The 1739-nt window shown below is 65.6% G+C and carries 2 protein-coding genes and 1 pseudogene; all 3 read left to right on the top strand.

The features are described from left to right. On the top strand, positions 1 to 991 hold a 991-nt coding region (locus AC1VAN_RS20860), incomplete at its 5' end, for a GH36-type glycosyl hydrolase domain-containing protein (protein WP_480986641.1). Continuing rightward, positions 988 to 1248, top strand: a complete 261-nt coding sequence (locus AC1VAN_RS20865; protein WP_025874540.1) for a hypothetical protein — start codon at positions 988 to 990, stop codon at positions 1246 to 1248. The genes AC1VAN_RS20860 and AC1VAN_RS20865, both read left to right, overlap by 4 nt. A 212-nt stretch (positions 1249 to 1460) precedes the next feature. Continuing rightward, a pseudogene (locus AC1VAN_RS20870) lies at positions 1461 to 1739 on the top strand (hypothetical protein); the annotation flags it as partial.

A 1739-nucleotide genomic window follows, 5' to 3' on the forward strand; every position in this document is an offset into this window, starting at 1 on the left:
TGGCCTGCCACTGATGGGCAGCGGGGATTGGAACGACGGCATGAACCGCGTCGGCGACCAGCAGCGCGGTGAAAGCGTGTGGCTCGGCTTCTTCCTGCATGACACGCTCCGCCGCTTCATCGGGCTGGCCAACGCGCATGGCGATGCACCCCGTGCGGAGTGGTGCCAACAGCAGGCCGAAAGCCTGCGCCAGAACCTGGAACAGCATGCCTGGGACGGGGCATGGTATCGCCGCGCCTGGTTCGACAACGGCGCCCCGTTGGGCTCGTCACAGAACGAAGAATGCCGCATCGATTCGATTTCGCAGAGCTGGTCGGTGCTGTCAGGCGTCGCCGCGCCTGAACGTGCCTCGCAGGCGCTGGATTCGCTGTACACGCACTTGGTGCGAAAGGACGCCAAGCTGATCCAGCTGCTCGATCCGCCCTTCGACCAGACCCCGGAAGACCCCGGCTATATTCGTGGCTACGTACCTGGCGTGCGCGAGAATGGCGGCCAGTACACCCATGCGGCCGTGTGGGCGGCCATGGCATTCGCACAGCAGGGCGATGCGGTGCGTGCCTGGGAGCTGGCCGGCATGATCAACCCGCTCAGTCACACGCTGGACCCGGAGGCGATCCAGACCTACCGCGTCGAGCCCTATGTGCTGGCAGCCGACGTCTACGCCGTGCCTCCGCACGTCGGGCGAGGCGGCTGGACGTGGTACACCGGCTCGGCCGGTTGGATGTATCGCCTGCTGGTCGAATCGCTGCTGGGCATACGTCGGCAGGGCGATCGTCTTTCGTTGGCACCGTGCCTGCCCGATCACTGGCCGTCATTCGAACTGAGCTACCGCTTCGGCCGCAGCTTCTACGAGTTCGTGGTGACCCGCACTGCGCAGGACCAGCCCACGCTGCACGTGGATGGCGTGCTGCAGCCGGACCTCACCGTCCTGCTGCGCGACGACGGCCATCACTACCGCGTCGCGCTTGATCTGGGTGCGGCCCCGGGATGAACGTGCGCCCTGAAATACAGGTGCAGCTTGATGCGCTGGCCGAGATGCTGATGCACTGGTTGGCGCGGTCGCGCCATCCAGCGCAGTTCTGGCCACAGTTTGAAACGCTGGCTGCGGAGATTCTGGACCAATGCGAGCACGCAGAAAGAGGCCAGGCGCACGCGTGCATCCAGGCCATGCTCAAAAGCCACGCGCTGGAGCTTCCATCCTGGTACGAGCGTGATGACAGCCTGCCGCCGGGGACGCCAGGAGAATGATGGCCAGCGCCCTGCGTTACGATGCCGGGCTCAACTGACCAGAGATACGCGTGCCCGTCTCCACTCGCCTGTTGCTTGCCATCGCAGCTTCCCTGCTGCCGCTTTCCGGGACGATCGCAGCACCGTCCACCCTGCCCGCCTCCACCGCCCCGGCCAGCAGCTGCCAGGACGACGCGTCCCGCTGCCCCGCATGGATGCCCTCACAGGCCGAGATGCGCAACACCATCGCCGACCATTTCTGCGAGCTGGCCGACCAGAGGCGCATCCAGCCTCGGGTAAAGCCGTTGGTCCGCGCCGAATCCTCGCCACTGAACTGTGGTGCGCTGGGAGAGCAGGCCGGTTCGAACTTTGTCTGCGGCGGTGAAATGCGCTTCATCGGCAAGGGCGGCGAAATGGACACCATCACGTTCAGTCCGACGCTTCGCCGCGAGGAGGATGGGCGCATCGCGTTCTACGTGGGCAATGACGAGGATGGTCAACAGGTGTGGCGG

It is taken from the genome of Stenotrophomonas sp. 05L44_2 (genome assembly GCF_056665995.1).